We start from the raw sequence: 15,249 nt of genomic DNA, 5'->3' as shown, positions 1-15,249 counted from the left end.
CTTTTTCTTGCGGCGATCAAATGAGGTCCTGGATGCCCTTCGGTTCAGCCTTGTAGGGCTTGTTCCGGAACGGCTCGATCTTGTCCACGTACATGGCATCTGCGCCGGGGAAGCCGATCATCTTCCAGGCAGCTGCGTCCTTGTTCCCGCCGTACATCGGGTCCGCGAAATAACCCTCGATCGTGAGCTGCAGAAGGAGGCTGAAGAAGGTTGCAGCGGGCACCGTTGGAAGCTCGGTCTTCGTGGCCTCAAGGTCCGCCATAACGGCGGCGCGGTCCTTTGCCGAAAGGGCCGCGAAGCTGTTCTTGTGGCTTTTCTGTACGACGGCATTGACGTCGGCGATTCCCGCCCGGATCAGTTCCGAGGGCGTCATCGGCAATTGATATCCCTGCCCGGGCGTACCCTCGCCGAACGGCCCTTCCAGATAAAGCCGGTCGCCCTTGCCGTATCCGCTGGCCATCTGCCGGTCGATGTATGTCGCCACGCCAAGCTCCTTGGCTCCGGGACCGGCCGCATCCTTTGGAATGAGCGTGTCGACCGCCGCCTCGACGAAGGCGGATTCGTCGACATTGAAGAATTCGTAGCCACCGCCTCGGGCACGAGGTTCGGCGGCGTGATGGTGCTTCGTGTCCGTGGCGGCAGCTGCCACGATCTCGTCCGCCGATGTGGATCCGCCAAACGGCAGGGTGCCCGCTGCCGCGCCGGCTGCGCCGAACAGTTTTAGAAAGTCACGACGTCCGACATCGCCTTGGCCGTTCTTTTCTTTCGTCGACATGATCGCTCCTGTGACACTGCGGGCAAAACGAGGGTGAGGATGGAGAGGCCTATGCCCGCTCCATCCCGGCGCTGCGCCGCATTCAGCGCTCAATCCGGTGAGTATTCGGAGAGCCTAATGTTCGCGCCTACTATGTGGCAAACGAAATTCATTGACATTTAAGCGCAACTTTTATGCTATTAGCGGTCATGGATATCCAACTCGCTCGCACCTTTGTTGAGATCGTCTCGACCGGGAGCTTCATTCGCGCCTCGGAGCGCTTGAACGTCGCCCAGACGACCGTCAGCGCACGGATCCGCAACCTCGAGCAACAATTGGGCCGACCACTCTTCGTTCGCCACAAAGGCGGCGCTTCGCTCACGCCCGCGGGTGAGCAATTTCTGCGGCACGCTCCGATGTTCGTCCAACTATGGCAACGCACCCTTCACCAGGTTGCCGTGCCTACGGGACGCCGGGCTGTTCTGACGGTCGGCAGCGAAGTCAGCCTTGCGCAACCTCTTCTGCTCGATTGGGTCCGATGGATGCGCCGCTCGCTTCAGGATATTGCACTTAGAGTGCATGTCGATGTGCCACAGGACCTGATCAACCAGGTCGCCTCGGGAATGGTCGACATAGCCATCATGTACGCGCCCCCACACAGACCGGGCTTGAAGATCGATCTGCTTCTTGAGGAAAAACTGGTTCTCGCGACCACCAACCCCGAAGCGCAACTCCTGGACGGATCCGATTATGTCTATATGGATTGGGGGCCGGATTTTGAGCTTCATCACGGCGTGAATTTCCCGAGTGCTGCGCCGGATCTTTCCTTCGACCTCGGTCCGCTCGGATTGAACTATGTTCTGGCCGCTGGCGGGTCCGGATATTTCCGAATGAGCTCTGTGCAACCTCACATAGAAGCCGGCCGGCTTCATCTTGTGCCTGAAATGCCCCAGTTCTCCTATCCGGTGTACGCGGTGCAATCCGCGAGTGCGGATGAGAGCGTAGTAGGTCCTGCCCTGTCAGGATTACATGCCGTTGCAGGCGGCGACGTTAAATTCTAGTCATTCTTGACGAGGCTTTGACATCCGGTCGGATTGACGGGAACAGCAGGTCGACTGTCGTCCCAATCCCCGGCTCGCTTGCAATGCGAACATGGCCGCCGATCATACGCATCAATGCGCGCACTTGCGGCAGCCCCATGCCGGTACCTTCCTCACCCTTCGTGGTGAAGAAAGGATCGAACGCGTTTCGCAACACTTCGGCGGTCATGCCGCAACCTTGGTCCTTGACGCTAACGCAGACATAGGTTCCCGGCCCCGGCGGATCGGGTGTCGCGGTCTCCTGCACCAACGGTCCGGTGATGACTCTGATCTCGCCGCCATTTGGCATGGCATCGCGCGCGTTGACGACGAGATTAAGCACTGCGGTGTCGAACAATGCGGGATCGATCAGGCAGTCGGGAGTTTCTGCACCGAGTTCAAGCTCGACGCGCACATCGGGTCCGCCGCCGTACCTCAGCAAAGGCGCGAAGGATCTGAGGAATTCATTCACGTCGCCAGCATGAGCATCAAGTTCCTGGTGCTTTGCAAAGGCGAGGAGCTGCGAGGTCAAATCGATCCCGCGATTGATTCCTTCTCGCGCCAGCGTGATGCAGGCCCTCACACGGTTGGGCTCGTCGGCTCTTGCTTCGGCAAGCCTCAGGCCGGACTCGATGACCGCCAGCAGGTTCCTGAAGTCATGCGCAATGCCGCCAGTCATCTCCCCCAATGCAGCAAGGCGATTCCTCGCACGCTCGCGTCCCTCGACTACGGCCCAGCCATCGATAGAAGCGTCCAGCAGCTGAGAGCGCCCGCCTCGCGCAGCTTGAGACCGCGACTGATTTTCGCATGTATGCACGTCGCTTGCCATGAGAGCCGTCCCCCAATCGACGACAGCCGGGAACTCGTGCCCCGGTCTGACGCAGCATCCAATCCTTCCTTGTTTCAGCCCGGTCCCGCAGGCGTGGTCTAGTCGCGCCGGACGAACCCTCGTGCCATGATGTCTTCGACTTTCGGAAATGCATCGAGGGCCGCCTCCGGCAGATCGCCATTCGCGCCAACCAGCTCGCTCCAGCCATGTGCCTCGGGCGTGCCGACGATGATACGTCCGACCATTCCGGCGTGCTCATGCGGGATGCAATAGTAGTCATAGACCCCCTTCTCGGTGAAAATGACCGAAAAGCTCTCGTTGGGCAGGAGGTAGTCGGAATCCCACGGTTTTGCCGCCTTGGGCATGCGGCGCGGTCTCCCGAAGTTCGTCGGACTGTAGGCAGTCGTCGTGTGCGAATTGCCGGAATTGAGATTCGTCCAGCGCACCGTCTGTCCCGGTTCGACCAGGATGCCGATCGGGTCGAACCAGACCTGTGAGCCGTCGTCGCGGCCTCGCATTCTGATTTCCACCACCTCGTCGGCCCACGCGACCTGGGGAGAGAGGGAAAGGGCAGCCACAAGCCCGCCACCCCCGCCCAGTACCTGACGACGTGTGAAGCTCATTTGGCGACACGTGCTTCGTCGCCGGCAGAGACGTGCCACAACACGACGTGGACGTGCGGTTCCGGAACGCCGGGATGCCCGGCATTGTAGTAAATGTCGACATGGTCGACATTGCCGCCCGGCGCCTTGAGGTCGTCCAAACGCTTGTCCGGATTGAGATCCTTGATCGGCAGCATGTAGATGGTGCTGACAAGCTTGCCGTCATGGTCATAGGCAAGGAACGGGCCGGCAGGCAATGTCGTCGGATCGACGAAAAGTTGGCCCATGCCCGGGAGGAAGTCGGGCAGCTTCACGAGCTTGCTGACCTGTTCGTAAGGAGCCGCTGGTGGGGCTTTGGTGACCTTATCCGCCGCCATGGCGCAAAGCGAACCGCCCGTTGTGAAGGCCACTGCGAGGATGAGTTTTTTCATCACGGTATCTCCTTGTTGAACTAAAAATGCGACCACCGTTGATCTATAGGAAGGTCGACAACCGATATTCATTGGCGAGATGGCCTTATCGCGTCCAACCAGCAAGCAGGAGACTGTTCCGGTCGTCAAACGAAATTAACTGTTGTCTCAGTGCACTATTTTTGCTCGTCAGGTCTGGTACGGTTTGCTTGATTTCGAAAAATCTTTCACTATCTTCGAACTGCTATGCATATTTTTAACCTCGATTTCCGGCGAATGCCGAAACGCCTCAAAACGGGCCATTAACCCGGACGCGAGAGGGCCCTGGCTGCGCGTCCGGGATGGCCAGGATCTGAACTTCATTCGAAAGTGATTTCGGCTCTGCCTAAGCAGCGCGGCTGAACACTCATTTGCGCCTGCGTTTGGATCGACGCGGAGGTTTGACCCCGATGATCTCCCCCATCTTGTCGGAAGAAGACATCTCGCTTGACCTTGTGACAAAGGGAAAGCAATCAGCCTTGTCGAAAATCGCGATCAGGATCGCTCGAAGGAGTGGACTTGACGAGAAGGTGGTTCTCCGCGGTCTTTTCGACCGCGAGCGCCTCGCCTCGACTGGCATCGGTCGTGGCGTGGCGATCCCGCACGCTCTGCTGGAGAACATCTCCTCGCCTGTCGCGTCTTTGACACGCTTGGCCCCGCCTGTGGATTTCGACGGTCCCGACGACGACCCAGTCGATCTCGTTTACACTATCCTTTGGCCGCGCTCAGCCTCTTGCGCCTTCCTCCCTGCCCTTTCGCGAATATGCCGGCTGCTTCGGGCATCTCAGGTTCGGGAGCGGCTCCGCCTTGCACAATCCGCAGATGAGGCGTTGACCGTTCTCGAAACTCAGCTGCTCCCGAGTTCCACCAATTTGCATATTTCCCCGGATCAGATGCTCGGACAGCGCACCGACAGCTTTCGCGTACCAACGAAGCCTACCGGCGCGGTCACGATCACCGCCACACCGGCAAGCATTGCCGAGACTGTAAACATCACCACGGTCGCATTTGCTATGGCGATACTGGGACAAACATCCCTGTTTTTATGTCCTTGAGGACAACATTGGTGTGCATTCGCTTGATCTGTGGATTTTGGGACATGATCTGCGCGGTGATCTCGTCGTACTGCTCCACATCCTGTGCCGTGATGATTGCAACGAGATCCACTGATCCAGTCACATAGTAGACCTGTTGGATGTGATCCTGTTTCTCGACCCAAGCCCGGAATTTCGATAGAGCATCGTAGTTTTCGCGCTCGATCTCCATTCCGACAATGAACGTCATCGGACTTCCAGCAACCTTGCGGTCCACAAGGGCGATTTCCGCGGAGATGATCCGTTCCTCCCGCATCCGCTTAATGCGCCGCTGAACAGCGGACGCTGAAAGGCCAACCATTTCTCCAATGGCTTCCGCCTTCATCTGACAATCCCGCTGCATGATCTCAAGGATGGTTCGGTCGAACTGATCCAGTAACTCCGCCATTTTCTCCTCGCACCTGAGACTTTCCGCTGACTATAGTTCCCAATCGCGGTCAATCGTCAAAATTTGGCCGATGCTCGCTTCTCCCGCGACAATTGATGAGTTTTGCGCGTTCCGGGCATTTTGCCGGCTCAGCGTGCAGGCTGACCAGTTCTTTGGCCATTCTGCGAGCTTCGACCTGCCTCTCGGCTCGTTCATCATCGATCCATCGCTCACGAGAGGAACTGGCATGACACAGTACAATATCGCGCTTATCGGTTTCGGCGGTGTCAACCGCGCCTTGGCCGAGCTGATCGCAGGAAGCAATGATCGTTGGAATGCCGAACTCGGCTTCCGTTTAAACATCGTCGCTGTTACCGATCTCCATCTCGGCTCAGTCATTTCTCCCAACGGCATCGACGCGCGCATGCTGGTGGAAACCAGATTCGCGAGGGGCGGGTTCGCACAACTGTCCGGCGGCAGTGCCGAAGCCGACAACGAAAAGGTCATCAAGCAGGCTCCGGCTGACATTGTCGCCGAGGCGACCTTCACCAATCCGGTCGATGGCGAGCCGGCCGTATCCCATTGCCGTTGGGCACTCGAAAGCGGCAAGCACGTCGTCACAACCAACAAGGGCCCGGTTGCCCTGGCGGCCGCGGAGCTGAAGGCACTCGGGGCGCGGCACGGCGTGATGTTTGAACATGAGGGGGCTGTCATGAGCGGCACCCCGGTCATTCGTATGGCCCAAAGGACGCTCGCGGGCGCCGGGCTTCATGGTTTCGAAGGGATTCTGAACGGCACCTCGAACTTTGTTCTTGGCCGCATGGAGGGCGGGCTTTCCTTCGCGGAGGCGGTAAAAGAAGCAAAGGGCCTCGGTTATGCGGAAGCCGACCCTACTGCCGATGTTGAAGGTCACGATGTCCGGTTGAAAGTCGTCATCCTCGCAAATGAACTACTCGGTGGAAAGCTGACGCCGCAGGACGTGGACTGCAAGGGTATTTCGGGCCTGACCGTGGCCGATATCGACGCGGCGACGCGAGAAGGCTATCGCTGGAAGCTGATCGGCTCGGCCTCGGTTCGCCAGGACGGTGGTATCGCAGCCCGTGTGGGACCGCAGCGCCTTGCGCTCGATCATGCGCTCGCCGCCGTTGGCGGGGCGATCAACGCCATCTCGCTCAAGACAGACCTTCTCGGCGCGGTGACGGTGACCGGACCCGGCGCAGGCAGGGTCGAGACGGCCTATGCGCTCCTCTCGGACATCATCACCATCCATCAGTGCCGCCCTTCCGCCGACAAGAAGGAGGCCGCGTGATGACCGCTGCAAAATTGCGTGTCGCCGATGTGTTCGAGCAGATAGCCGTCAGAAATCCCTATGATGGAACGGTGATCGGCAGCGTCGAAAGCACGGCTGCCAACCAGATTGCGGCGCTCATAAATCGCGCCAAAACCGGAGCTGTCTTGTCGCGAGCGCTGCCAAGACACCAGCGAGCGACTATATTGGAAAAGGCCGCCCGCGCCGTCGAGCGCCAGAACGAAGATTTTGCCCGCTTGATTGTACGGGAAGCCGGCAAAACCATCGTCCAGGCCCGCAAGGAAGCCTTTCGGTGCGTCAACACGCTGAAGCTCTCCGCGGAAGAAGCAAAACGCAACGCCGGTGAGGTCATTCCGTTCGACGCTTACGCCGGTTCCGAGGCGCGTCAGGGCTGGTTCACGCGGGAGCCGCTAGGGATCATCGCAGCGATTACTCCTTACAACGACCCGCTCAATCTCGTCGCCCATAAGCTCGGGCCGGCAATCGCCGGCGGCAACGCCGTCTTGCTGAAGCCGTCCGAACTGACCCCGCTTTCGGCGATCCGCCTTGTCGAAACGCTGGTCGAAGCCGGGTTGCCTGAGGAGATCATCACGGTCGCTGTCGGCGGCGCCGACCTGGGCAGCGCGATCGTCTCGGCGCGCGATGTCCGAATGGTGTCGTTCACCGGAGGTTTTGCGACCGGAGAAGCAATTGCCAGGACAGCAGGGCTGAAGAAGCTCGCCATGGATCTCGGCGGCAATGCACCTGTCGTAGTCCTGGCGGATTGTGACTTCGCCAAGGCGGTCGATGCGTGCGTGTCGGGCGCGTACTGGGCTGCCGGCCAGAATTGCATCGGCACCCAGCGGATTATCATCCAGGCGCCGGTCTATGAGCGGTTCCGTGAAGCGTTCGTGGCTGGTACGCGCAACCTGCTTGCCGGCAATCCAGAGCGCGAGGATACCGACGTCGGCCCGATGATTTCGGAACAGGCGGCCAAACGCGCGGAGACGATGGTCGACGACGCCATTGCCGCGGGAGCAAAGCTCCTGTGCGGGCACCGTCGAGCAGGAACAGTCTATCAGCCAACCGTGCTGGAAGGTGTGCCGAAGACATGTCGATTGTGGGCGGAGGAAGTCTTCGCGCCCGTCGTCCTCCTGTAATCCTTCGATACACTCGCCGATGCGATCGTGATGGCGAACGGTCCCGAATACAGCCTGCACGCAGGCGTCTTCACCAACAACATCGGCGACGCATTGGATGCCGCCGGGCAGATCGAGGCAGGAGGAGTGATGATCAACGACTCTTCCGATTATCGATTTGATGCCATGCCGTTCGGCGGTTTCAAGTATGGCGCCATGGGGCGTGAAGGCGTTCGCTTTGCCTACGAAGAGATGACACAGCCAAAGGTCATTTGCATCAATCGAGCCTAGCTGTCTTTCTCCCGCAAAAGAGCCGCCTTGAGAGATCATTTTCCGCGCGTCTGACCACGAATACGCGGGAAAGCCGCATACCGGGCCGGGTACTATCCGGCAAAACCCAATAAGAATTCCATAGGGAACTACAGGCATGACGAAAAAGGCTCCTCCTGCCTTGCTCGTGGATAATGTCCACAAGAGCTACGCCAAGCATGAAGTCCTGAAGGGAATATCGCTGTCGGCTGAGAAGGGCGATGTCATCTCGCTCATCGGGTCTTCGGGGTCAGGCAAAAGCACCTTTCTGCGGTGCATCAACTTTCTCGAGATTCCTGATCGCGGCCGCTTTGTCATCAATGGCGAAGAGGTTCTCATGAAGTCCGACCAAGGTGGACTGGGGTATCCGGCCAACTGGCGGCAGATCGAGCGTATGCGGACCGGCCTGGCCATGGTGTTCCAGAGTTTCAATCTCTGGCCCCACATGACGGTGCTCCAGAATGCCATCGAGGCCCCGGTTCATGTGCTGGGGGTGAGCCGCAGCGAGGCGATCGATCGGGCCGACAGTTTGCTTGCGAAGGTCGGACTTTATGAGAAACGGCACGCCTATCCGGCCTTCCTGTCGGGCGGCCAACAGCAGCGTGCGTCCATCGCGCGTGCCCTTTGTGTCGACCCGGCCGTGATGCTGTTCGACGAGCCCACTTCCGCACTGGATCCTGAACTTGTCGGCGAGGTCCTGAAGGTTATCCGGGATCTCGCGGACGAGGGCCGAACGATGCTCATAGTGACGCATGAGATGAAATTCGCTCGCGACGTCTCCAGTCACGTGATGTTCCTGCATCACGGGCGTGTCGAAGAAGAAGGGTCGCCGGATCAAGTCTTCGGTGCGCCGATAACTGCCCGTTGCCGAGAATTTACCGGCGCGTTGAGCGGCTGACCCTCCCTGTTTCCAACCTGACGAAAACTCAAGAAAGGGGAATTGAATGAAATTGCTGTCCATCCTGCTGACAGGGACCGCGCTCGCGCTTTCAATCGCCACGGCGAGTGCCGAAGTTCGCTTTGGCATCATGAACGAAGCCTATCCGCCCTTCTTCACCAAAGACCCCTCCGGCAAGTGGGTCGGCTGGGAAATCGAGCTGATGGATGCTGTCTGCGCCGAGATGAAGGAAACCTGCTCTGTCGTCGACATGTCCTGGGACGGGCTCATTCCAGGGCTTCAGGCGAAAAAATTCGATGTCATCTGGTCGTCGATGTCGATCACCGACGAGCGCAAGCAGACGATCGACTTCACCGACAAATACTACAACACGCCGAGCAAACTGATTGGCGCCAAGGATGGCACGACCGGAGCTTCGCCGGATGATGTTTCGGGGAAGACGATCGGTATCCAGGTGTCGACCATCCAGTCCGAATACTACAAGAAATATTTCGCCGACAAGGCATCGGAAAAAACCTACACGACGCTCGATGAGGCGTTCCAGGATCTTGCCGCCGGCCGGATCGACTACGTCTTCGGCGATTCCATACCGCTATCGGAATTCCTCAAATCCGACTTCGGCAAGGAATGCTGCAAGGACATGGGAAATGTGAAAGACGATCCGGCCATCCTTGGATCGGGCATCGGCGGTGGACTGAGAAAAGGCGATCAGGCACTGCGCGAGAAGCTCAATGCAGCAATTACGGCTGTCAGAGCAAACGGAAAGTATGCGGAAATCTCGAAGAAGTACTTCGATTTCGACCCGTACGGTGAATGAGTGTGGCTACGGCAGACGACGTAAGCGCATCTGCCGTAGCCCGCTTGTCCGCCGGTTCTGTCTCGGGTCATTGGCCGGTGCACCGCCGGCGTTGTTCGCCGGCTGCGAAGCATCGCGCTTCGCGGCTCTCGTTCCCGCCCAAAAATCAAGGTTGAACTCAGATGTCGACCTCCCAGTCGATCCTGGAAATGCTTTCCCCCTATCCGCCTGGATGGGGCGGCGTGCTTCTCAAAGGCGCGCTTTCCACCATTTCGATATCGTTGGGTGCTTACCTTCTCGGGATGCTGATTGGTCTTGGCGGGGCTCTTGGCAAACTCAAGGGCAACCCGCCGGTCCTGCTTCTTCTCGACGTCTATACGACTGCGGTTCGGGCCATTCCCGAACTGATCCTGATTATCGGTCTGTACTATGCCGGCACTGACGGTCTGAACCGAATTCTCTCGAGCTTCGGGCTTCCCAATGTCGAGATCAACGGGTTTGTCGCGGCAATCGCAGTGCTCGGAATCGTCCAGGGCGCCTACATGACCGAAGTGTTTCGTGGCGCAATCCTGGCGATTCCTGTTGGACAGATCGAGGCCGCCAGTTCCTTCGGCATGCGCCCATGGTTGAGGTTTCGCCGTATCGCTCTGCCGGCATTGATCCCGAATGCCCTGCCTGGGCTTGCCAACCTCTGGATGTCGGTGACGAAGGACAGTGCGTTGATCGCGGTCGTCGGCTATCAGGAGTTGGCGCTCGCCACGCGGATCGCGGCCGGCAACACGAAGCACTATTTTCTGTTCTTCCTGGTCGCCGCTGCCGTCTATCTCGTCATCACGCTTGTCTCCAACGTCGTCTTCGGCCTCCTCGAGAGCCGCTATCGACGCGGGCAGCCGAAAACCGCTTAGGACGCTCGCGATGAATTTCTCATGGGTATCGTCCTATTGGCCGCTCATTGCCGCAGGCGCGGTTCAGACGGTCCTCCTTCTCGTCATTTCCGTCGGGGTCGGCTTCATTCTGGCGATCGGTCTTGCGCTCGCGCAGGTCAGCGGTCCGCGATGGCTGAAATGGCTTGCCCGTTGCTACTGCACCTGCCTTCGCGGCACGCCACTTTTGATCCAACTGTGGTTGCTCTATTACGGCATCGGTTCGCTGCTGCCGATGATACCAGGGCTGCGCGCGAGCTTCCTCTGGCCGATAGTGCGGGAGGGCTTCTTCTTCGCAGCGCTCAGTTTCACGCTCAACTACGCCGCCTATGAGGCCGAAGTCCTGCGGGGTGCGCTTCTCGCCGTCCCGAAAGGCGAGCTCGAGGCAGGTCGCTCGTTCGGTATGACTTCCTGGACGCTGTTGAGACGGATCTGGCTGCGTCGCGCCATACGTATCGCACTGCCGACGATAGCTGGCGAGGTGGTTCTGCAACTGAAAGCGACACCCCTCGCCTTCACCGTGACAGTGATGGATCTCTACGCCGTCGCGTACAAGGTGAGGCAGGACACCCTGCTCGTTTATGAACCGCTGATGATCGTCACGGTGTTCTACATCTTGCTGACGCTTCTGATCACCCGCACCTTCAGGCTCGTCGAGGCGCAAATCCCGGTTCGCAGCTGAATTATCAGCTCGGCCCCAAGACGATGAAATTCCAGGAATTCTGCAGGAAGGTCTTCCATGTCCTCGAACATCTCTACTCCCTTCGCAACTGACAGTTGGGGCTCGAATGCACGCATGACGCTGTTGCCGCCCGTAAGCGGCGGTGTCGTCCTACGTCGGGAAACCCTGGCGCTCGACGGCGGACTGATCATCGATCCGATCACGAAGGCTATCGCGCCCAACATCTCAATGTCGGTCAACAACATGTTGGTTCCTGGTGACGGCGCCTTTTCCGCGGACGGGGTATCAGACCTGACTGCTCTGCCGTTTCTGTATGCCCGCTGGACCAATCCGACCGTGCGGCAACTCGAGCAGCGCATGGCCGCACTCGAAGGTGCGGAGGATGCGCTCGCAACAGCAACCGGCGTGGCCGCGATCGCAGCCACCTTCCTGACCTTTCTCAAAGGGGGGGACCATCTGATCATCAGCGACGTCTGCTATGCCGGCGCCTACGAACTGGCACACCGCATATTGCCCGAGTACGGGATCGAGGTGAGCGCCGTGAACATGTCGGTCATTGGCGACGTTGTCGCAGCCTTCCGACCCAACACGCGGCTCGTCCACTGCGAAAGCCCCTGCAATCCAATCCTGCGCCTGACCGATCTGGCCGAAGTCGCGAAGCTGGCACACGAACGCGGCGCGCTGGTTTCCGTCGATTCCACGCTTGCCACGCCGGTCGCGACCCGCCCGGCCGTACTCGGCATCGATCTCGTCATTCACTCCCTGACCAAGTTCATCAACGGGCACGGCGACGCCTTGGGTGGCGCCGTGTGCGGGCGCAAGGATCTGGTGGAAAAAATCCGCTCTCGTACTGGAGTTTATCTCGGCGCTTCTTTGTCTGCCCAGAATGCCTGGCTCATCATGCGCGGGATCGACACGCTCTTTCCCAGGCTCCGGACCATGTCCGCTTCTGCGATGCAGATCGCCCGTTTTCTCGCCAAGCATCCAAAAATCAGGTCTGTCACCTACCCCGGCCTGGAAAGCCATCCGCAGCATGCCTTGGCAACACGTCAGATGGATGTATTCGGGGGAGTTCTGACCTTCCAGACCGACGACCCGCAGGCGATGGCAGCCCAACTCGCTGACAGGCTCCGCGTAGCGCACTACGCCTTTTCGCTTGGTCACCAGCGCAGCATCGTTGTCCTTCTCGATACGAACGAAATGATGAAATCGACTTACGGTCTGCGGGGCGCTCAGCTCGACGACTACCGCGCCTTCGCGGGAGACGGCGTCTTTCGCCTTTCCATTGGCCTGGAGTCGGTGGACGACCTGATCGAGGATCTTGACCAGGCGCTGCGTGCCTAAGGCTCTTGCGCGAGGGGATATGATGACCGTTGAGAGGACCGAAACCGATATGCTCGGCGAGCGGGATCTGCCCGCCGACGCGCTGTTCGGCATCCACACGCTGAGGGCAGCGGAGAATTTCGACGTATCCGGAATCCGCCTGCGGGACTTCCCGGAATTCGTTCAATCGCTTGCCATGGTCAAAAAGGCGGCTGCACGAACCAACAAGGAGCTGCAACTACTGGCTCCCGATGTTGCCGATGCAATCGATCGAGCCTGCGATCGACTGATCACCTGCGAGGACCTCACCGACCATTTCCCGATCGACATGATGCAGGGAGGCGCCGGGACCTCGACCAACATGAACGTCAATGAGGTGGTCGCGAACCTGGCGCTTCTGGAGATAGGCAAGGTGCCGGGCGACTACGCCGCGGTTCACCCCAATGACCATGTCAACCTGTCCCAGTCGACTAACGATGTCTATCCGACGGCCATCCGGGTAACGGTGATGCGCGGCTGCGCCGCCGTGCTCGAAGCGCAGCGAAGGCTGCGAGATACCTTTGGCAGAAAGGGTGAGGAATTCGCTAATATCGCCAAGGTCGGACGCACCCAGTTGCAGGACGCGGTTCCAATGTTCCTTGGTCAGGAGTTCGACGCTTTTGCCGAGACCATTGACGAAGACATAATCCAGCTTCGAAAAGCCATGGAACTGATGCGGGAAATGAACCTCGGAGGCACCGCCATCGGCACCGGCTTAAATGCGCCCGAGGGATTCTCAGTCAGCGCCTGCCGTCATCTTTCGGAAATTTCTCGGCTTGAAATGGTTCCGGCACGCAACTTCGTGGAAGCAACGTCCGACACCGGAGCCTTTGTGTCGTTTTCGGGCACGCTGAAGCGGATCGCTGTCAAGCTTTCCAAGATATGTAACGATTTGAGGCTGCTCTCCAGTGGCCCTCGGGCTGGCCTTGGTGAAATCAGATTGCCTCCGCGACAGGCCGGCTCGTCGATCATGCCGGGCAAGGTCAACCCAGTCATTCCCGAGATGATGAACCAGATTGGCTTTCAAATCATTGGCAACGATCTGACGGTGACACTGGCGGCGAGCGCTGGACAATTGCAGTTAAACGCGATGGAGCCCGTGATCGTTCTCAACATCCTGCAATCGATGCGACTTCTGGCGCGCGGCATGGATATCCTGCGCGAACGTTGCGTCGACGGCATCGAGGCGGATGCCGATCGCTGCCGCTTTCTCTATGATCAGTCGCTCATTCTGGCCGCATCGCTCAATCCAGTTGTCGGATATAGCAAGGCTGCACTCTTGGCCAAGGCGGCGCTCGCTTCCGGCACAAGCCTTCGCCAGGCTGCTGAGGCCGATGGCTCGTTCAGCCGTGCACAACTGGATCAGATTTTCGGCGTCGCGCAGTCCTCCTCTGTTGTGCTGAAACGCATTTAACTCCCGAATCGACCATGGCCGTATTTACCCAGCTTTCCGACGATGACCGCGAAGCGATTTCGGTCGCCTACGGCATAGCCCCGCTGACCTCGGTGATTGGCATTGCCGACGGAGATACCGAGACGACCTATCTCTTCCGGTCACAGCGGGGCGAGTACATCGTCACTCTGTTTGAAAACGGCGCTGAGCCGTTCGATCTTGAACGCGCGTTTCGGACCATGGAGTTGTTGTCGGCCGCGTGTGTTCCCTGCCCTAAAACGTTCCGCACCGAAACGGGCGGGGCGACGATCCGTCTGTCCGGGAAGCTCGTGGCGGTGGTCGGCTTTGTCCAGGGCACGCAATCGGCTTGCGCAAGCCCGGCCCAGTGTTTCGATCTCGGGCGGCGCCTCGCGCAGATCCATCGAACGCTGATGCCTGCCTCTCCCGAAAAGAGGGAGGGACTGCCAAGGGGACCAATCCATGGGGCGCTGTTTCCGGACAATGTGTTTTTTCTCGGCGATTGCGTCAGTGGCATCATCAATTTCAGGCTTCGCCATGACGATGTCCTGATCGCAGAACTGGCAGACGTGTTGGTTCGATGGACGATGCTGAGCAACGGGGCGCTGGATGGGGAGCGCGCGGAGGCAATTCTCAAGGGATATTGCCGCGTCCGCCAGTTGCAAGACAACGAGCGCCAAGCACTGGCGGCCTTTGCTCTCGCTGCGGCTGCGACTTTTCTAGCTGTTTCGGAAGGTAGTATTGATCTACGGGTTCGTGCCGAGAACGCGTTCCTATCAGCGCAAAGCCTGTTTGCAGCTAGAGAAACTCCTATTGGTGCCGCATGAAAAGGCTTCTTGACCGGGCAGACGAGCGTATTCTTATGGAACTGACCAGGAACGCGCGTATCTCGCATGCGGACCTGGCCGCGAGGGTCAATCTTTCTCGCAACGCCGTCCGCCAGCGGATTGAACGCCTGGAGCGGGATGGCCTAATCCGGGGATATACGATCATTGCAGGCGAAGGACGCATCGCGTCTTCAACGATTGCGGCACTGATGTTTGTTTATCGCAATGACCGGATGCGGGGGGGCGACGTCATTCAAGCACTGCGACGGATCCCAGAGGTCGTCGCCTGCGACGTGATGAGCGGCGAATTCGACCTGGTCGTCCGTGTAGAGGCGACGGAGGCCGATCGCACACGGCAGATCTGGCAGGAGATTTCCGCATTGCCCGGTGTGCGAGACACCCTCACAGCGTTCGCGCTATCGTCGATGATCCGGCGTTGA

Annotated in this window: 16 protein-coding genes and 1 pseudogene; 12 read left to right on the top strand and 5 right to left on the bottom strand. The window is 59.1% G+C overall.

Features of this window, described 5'->3' with window-relative positions; translation table 11 throughout:
• Window positions 1-16 precede the first annotated feature (16 nt).
• Window positions 17-868 carry a gluconate 2-dehydrogenase subunit 3 family protein gene (locus A9K66_RS28485; RefSeq protein WP_156751165.1) on the bottom strand — a complete coding sequence of 284 codons (852 nt, stop codon included), beginning with the start codon at window positions 866-868 and terminating at the stop codon, window positions 17-19.
• 95 nt (window positions 869-963) lie between these two features.
• Here A9K66_RS28485 and A9K66_RS28480 point away from each other — a divergent pair, with 95 nt between their 5' ends.
• Window positions 964-1,815, top strand: a complete 852-nt coding sequence (locus A9K66_RS28480) for a LysR family transcriptional regulator (RefSeq protein WP_067330755.1) — start codon at window positions 964-966, stop codon at window positions 1,813-1,815.
• Here A9K66_RS28480 and A9K66_RS28475 read toward each other — a convergent pair.
• The 3 genes from A9K66_RS28475 to A9K66_RS28465 all read right to left on the bottom strand — a co-directional run bounded on the left by A9K66_RS28475 (window position 1,805) and on the right by A9K66_RS28465 (window position 3,695).
• Window positions 1,805-2,512: an ATP-binding protein gene (locus tag A9K66_RS28475; RefSeq protein ID WP_067330508.1), complete on the bottom strand. Its 708-nt coding sequence runs from the start codon at window positions 2,510-2,512 to the stop codon at window positions 1,805-1,807. The genes A9K66_RS28480 and A9K66_RS28475 overlap by 11 nt on opposite strands.
• 248 nt (window positions 2,513-2,760) lie before the next feature.
• On the bottom strand, window positions 2,761-3,240 hold the full coding sequence (locus tag A9K66_RS28470; RefSeq protein ID WP_245307742.1) for a plastocyanin/azurin family copper-binding protein: 480 nt from the start codon (window positions 3,238-3,240) through the stop codon (window positions 2,761-2,763).
• A gap of 41 nt (window positions 3,241-3,281) precedes the next feature.
• Window positions 3,282-3,695, bottom strand: a complete 414-nt coding sequence (locus A9K66_RS28465) for a DUF5602 domain-containing protein (RefSeq protein ID WP_067330502.1) — start codon at window positions 3,693-3,695, stop codon at window positions 3,282-3,284.
• A 428-nt stretch (window positions 3,696-4,123) separates the two neighbouring features.
• On the opposite strand from A9K66_RS28465, the gene A9K66_RS28460 reads away from it, so the two are divergent.
• Complete coding sequence (locus A9K66_RS28460) at window positions 4,124-4,768, top strand: PTS sugar transporter subunit IIA (RefSeq protein ID WP_067330499.1); 645 nt, start codon at window positions 4,124-4,126, stop codon at window positions 4,766-4,768.
• Here A9K66_RS28460 and A9K66_RS28455 read toward each other — a convergent pair.
• The gene (locus tag A9K66_RS28455; protein WP_067330495.1) at window positions 4,725-5,195 is read right to left on the bottom strand and encodes an Lrp/AsnC family transcriptional regulator; all 471 of its coding nucleotides are present in this window, start codon (window positions 5,193-5,195) and stop codon (window positions 4,725-4,727) included. The two genes, A9K66_RS28460 and A9K66_RS28455, sit on opposite strands and share 44 nt — an antisense overlap.
• A 226-nt stretch (window positions 5,196-5,421) precedes the next feature.
• Here A9K66_RS28455 and A9K66_RS28450 point away from each other — a divergent pair, with 226 nt between their 5' ends.
• The 10 genes and pseudogenes from A9K66_RS28450 to A9K66_RS28405 all read left to right on the top strand — a co-directional run bounded on the left by A9K66_RS28450 (window position 5,422) and on the right by A9K66_RS28405 (window position 15,249).
• Window positions 5,422-6,483, top strand: a complete 1,062-nt coding sequence (locus tag A9K66_RS28450) for a homoserine dehydrogenase (RefSeq protein WP_067330751.1) — start codon at window positions 5,422-5,424, stop codon at window positions 6,481-6,483.
• Window positions 6,483-7,892: pseudogene (locus A9K66_RS28445) on the top strand (aldehyde dehydrogenase family protein). Before A9K66_RS28450 ends, A9K66_RS28445 begins: the two are co-directional and overlap by 1 nt.
• A gap of 136 nt (window positions 7,893-8,028) precedes the next feature.
• A complete protein-coding gene (locus A9K66_RS28440; protein ID WP_067330491.1) occupies window positions 8,029-8,808 on the top strand; it encodes an ABC transporter ATP-binding protein in 780 nt (259 codons plus the stop codon).
• Window positions 8,809-8,854: 46 nt separating this feature from the next.
• Complete coding sequence (locus tag A9K66_RS28435; protein WP_067330488.1) at window positions 8,855-9,625, top strand: transporter substrate-binding domain-containing protein; 771 nt, start codon at window positions 8,855-8,857, stop codon at window positions 9,623-9,625.
• A gap of 161 nt (window positions 9,626-9,786) precedes the next feature.
• The gene (locus A9K66_RS28430; protein ID WP_067330484.1) at window positions 9,787-10,509 is read left to right on the top strand and encodes an ABC transporter permease subunit; all 723 of its coding nucleotides are present in this window, start codon (window positions 9,787-9,789) and stop codon (window positions 10,507-10,509) included.
• A gap of 10 nt (window positions 10,510-10,519) precedes the next feature.
• On the top strand, window positions 10,520-11,209 hold the full coding sequence (locus A9K66_RS28425) for an ABC transporter permease (RefSeq protein ID WP_067330480.1): 690 nt from the start codon (window positions 10,520-10,522) through the stop codon (window positions 11,207-11,209).
• A gap of 114 nt (window positions 11,210-11,323) precedes the next feature.
• Window positions 11,324-12,553 carry an aminotransferase class I/II-fold pyridoxal phosphate-dependent enzyme gene (locus tag A9K66_RS28420; protein WP_067330478.1) on the top strand — a complete coding sequence of 410 codons (1,230 nt, stop codon included), beginning with the start codon at window positions 11,324-11,326 and terminating at the stop codon, window positions 12,551-12,553.
• Between the two features lie 22 nt (window positions 12,554-12,575).
• On the top strand, window positions 12,576-13,985 hold the full coding sequence (locus A9K66_RS28415) for an aspartate ammonia-lyase (RefSeq protein WP_067330748.1): 1,410 nt from the start codon (window positions 12,576-12,578) through the stop codon (window positions 13,983-13,985).
• A 14-nt stretch (window positions 13,986-13,999) separates the two neighbouring features.
• Entirely contained in the window at window positions 14,000-14,809 is an 810-nt protein-coding gene (locus A9K66_RS28410; protein ID WP_067330476.1) for a phosphotransferase, read from the top strand.
• Window positions 14,806-15,249 carry an Lrp/AsnC family transcriptional regulator gene (locus A9K66_RS28405; RefSeq protein ID WP_067330474.1) on the top strand — a complete coding sequence of 148 codons (444 nt, stop codon included), beginning with the start codon at window positions 14,806-14,808 and terminating at the stop codon, window positions 15,247-15,249. The genes A9K66_RS28410 and A9K66_RS28405 overlap by 4 nt, the downstream gene beginning before the upstream one ends.

The sequence above is a fragment of the Mesorhizobium sp. AA23 genome (assembly GCF_001672435.1).
Lineage (GTDB): Bacteria > Pseudomonadota > Alphaproteobacteria > Rhizobiales > Rhizobiaceae > Mesorhizobium.
The sequence above is the reverse complement of the archived record's forward strand: the minus strand, read 5'-3'. Positions and strand labels throughout refer to the sequence as shown.

Excerpts from the sequence above, each read along its gene's own strand:
- A9K66_RS28480 (WP_067330755.1), top strand. The coding sequence starts at position 964 with ATGGATATCCAACTCGCTCGCACCTTTGTTGAGATCGTCTCGACCGGG.
- A9K66_RS28475 (WP_067330508.1), bottom strand. The coding sequence starts at position 2,512 with ATGACTGGCGGCATTGCGCATGACTTCAGGAACCTGCTGGCGGTCATC.
- A9K66_RS28465 (WP_067330502.1), bottom strand. The coding sequence starts at position 3,695 with ATGAAAAAACTCATCCTCGCAGTGGCCTTCACAACGGGCGGTTCGCTT.
- A9K66_RS28460 (WP_067330499.1), top strand. The coding sequence starts at position 4,124 with ATGATCTCCCCCATCTTGTCGGAAGAAGACATCTCGCTTGACCTTGTG.
- A9K66_RS28455 (WP_067330495.1), bottom strand. The coding sequence starts at position 5,195 with ATGGCGGAGTTACTGGATCAGTTCGACCGAACCATCCTTGAGATCATG.
- A9K66_RS28450 (WP_067330751.1), top strand. The coding sequence starts at position 5,422 with ATGACACAGTACAATATCGCGCTTATCGGTTTCGGCGGTGTCAACCGC.
- A9K66_RS28440 (WP_067330491.1), top strand. The coding sequence starts at position 8,029 with ATGACGAAAAAGGCTCCTCCTGCCTTGCTCGTGGATAATGTCCACAAG.
- A9K66_RS28435 (WP_067330488.1), top strand. The coding sequence starts at position 8,855 with ATGAAATTGCTGTCCATCCTGCTGACAGGGACCGCGCTCGCGCTTTCA.
- A9K66_RS28430 (WP_067330484.1), top strand. The coding sequence starts at position 9,787 with ATGTCGACCTCCCAGTCGATCCTGGAAATGCTTTCCCCCTATCCGCCT.
- A9K66_RS28425 (WP_067330480.1), top strand. The coding sequence starts at position 10,520 with ATGAATTTCTCATGGGTATCGTCCTATTGGCCGCTCATTGCCGCAGGC.
- A9K66_RS28420 (WP_067330478.1), top strand. The coding sequence starts at position 11,324 with ATGACGCTGTTGCCGCCCGTAAGCGGCGGTGTCGTCCTACGTCGGGAA.
- A9K66_RS28415 (WP_067330748.1), top strand. The coding sequence starts at position 12,576 with ATGACCGTTGAGAGGACCGAAACCGATATGCTCGGCGAGCGGGATCTG.
- A9K66_RS28410 (WP_067330476.1), top strand. The coding sequence starts at position 14,000 with ATGGCCGTATTTACCCAGCTTTCCGACGATGACCGCGAAGCGATTTCG.
- A9K66_RS28405 (WP_067330474.1), top strand. The coding sequence starts at position 14,806 with ATGAAAAGGCTTCTTGACCGGGCAGACGAGCGTATTCTTATGGAACTG.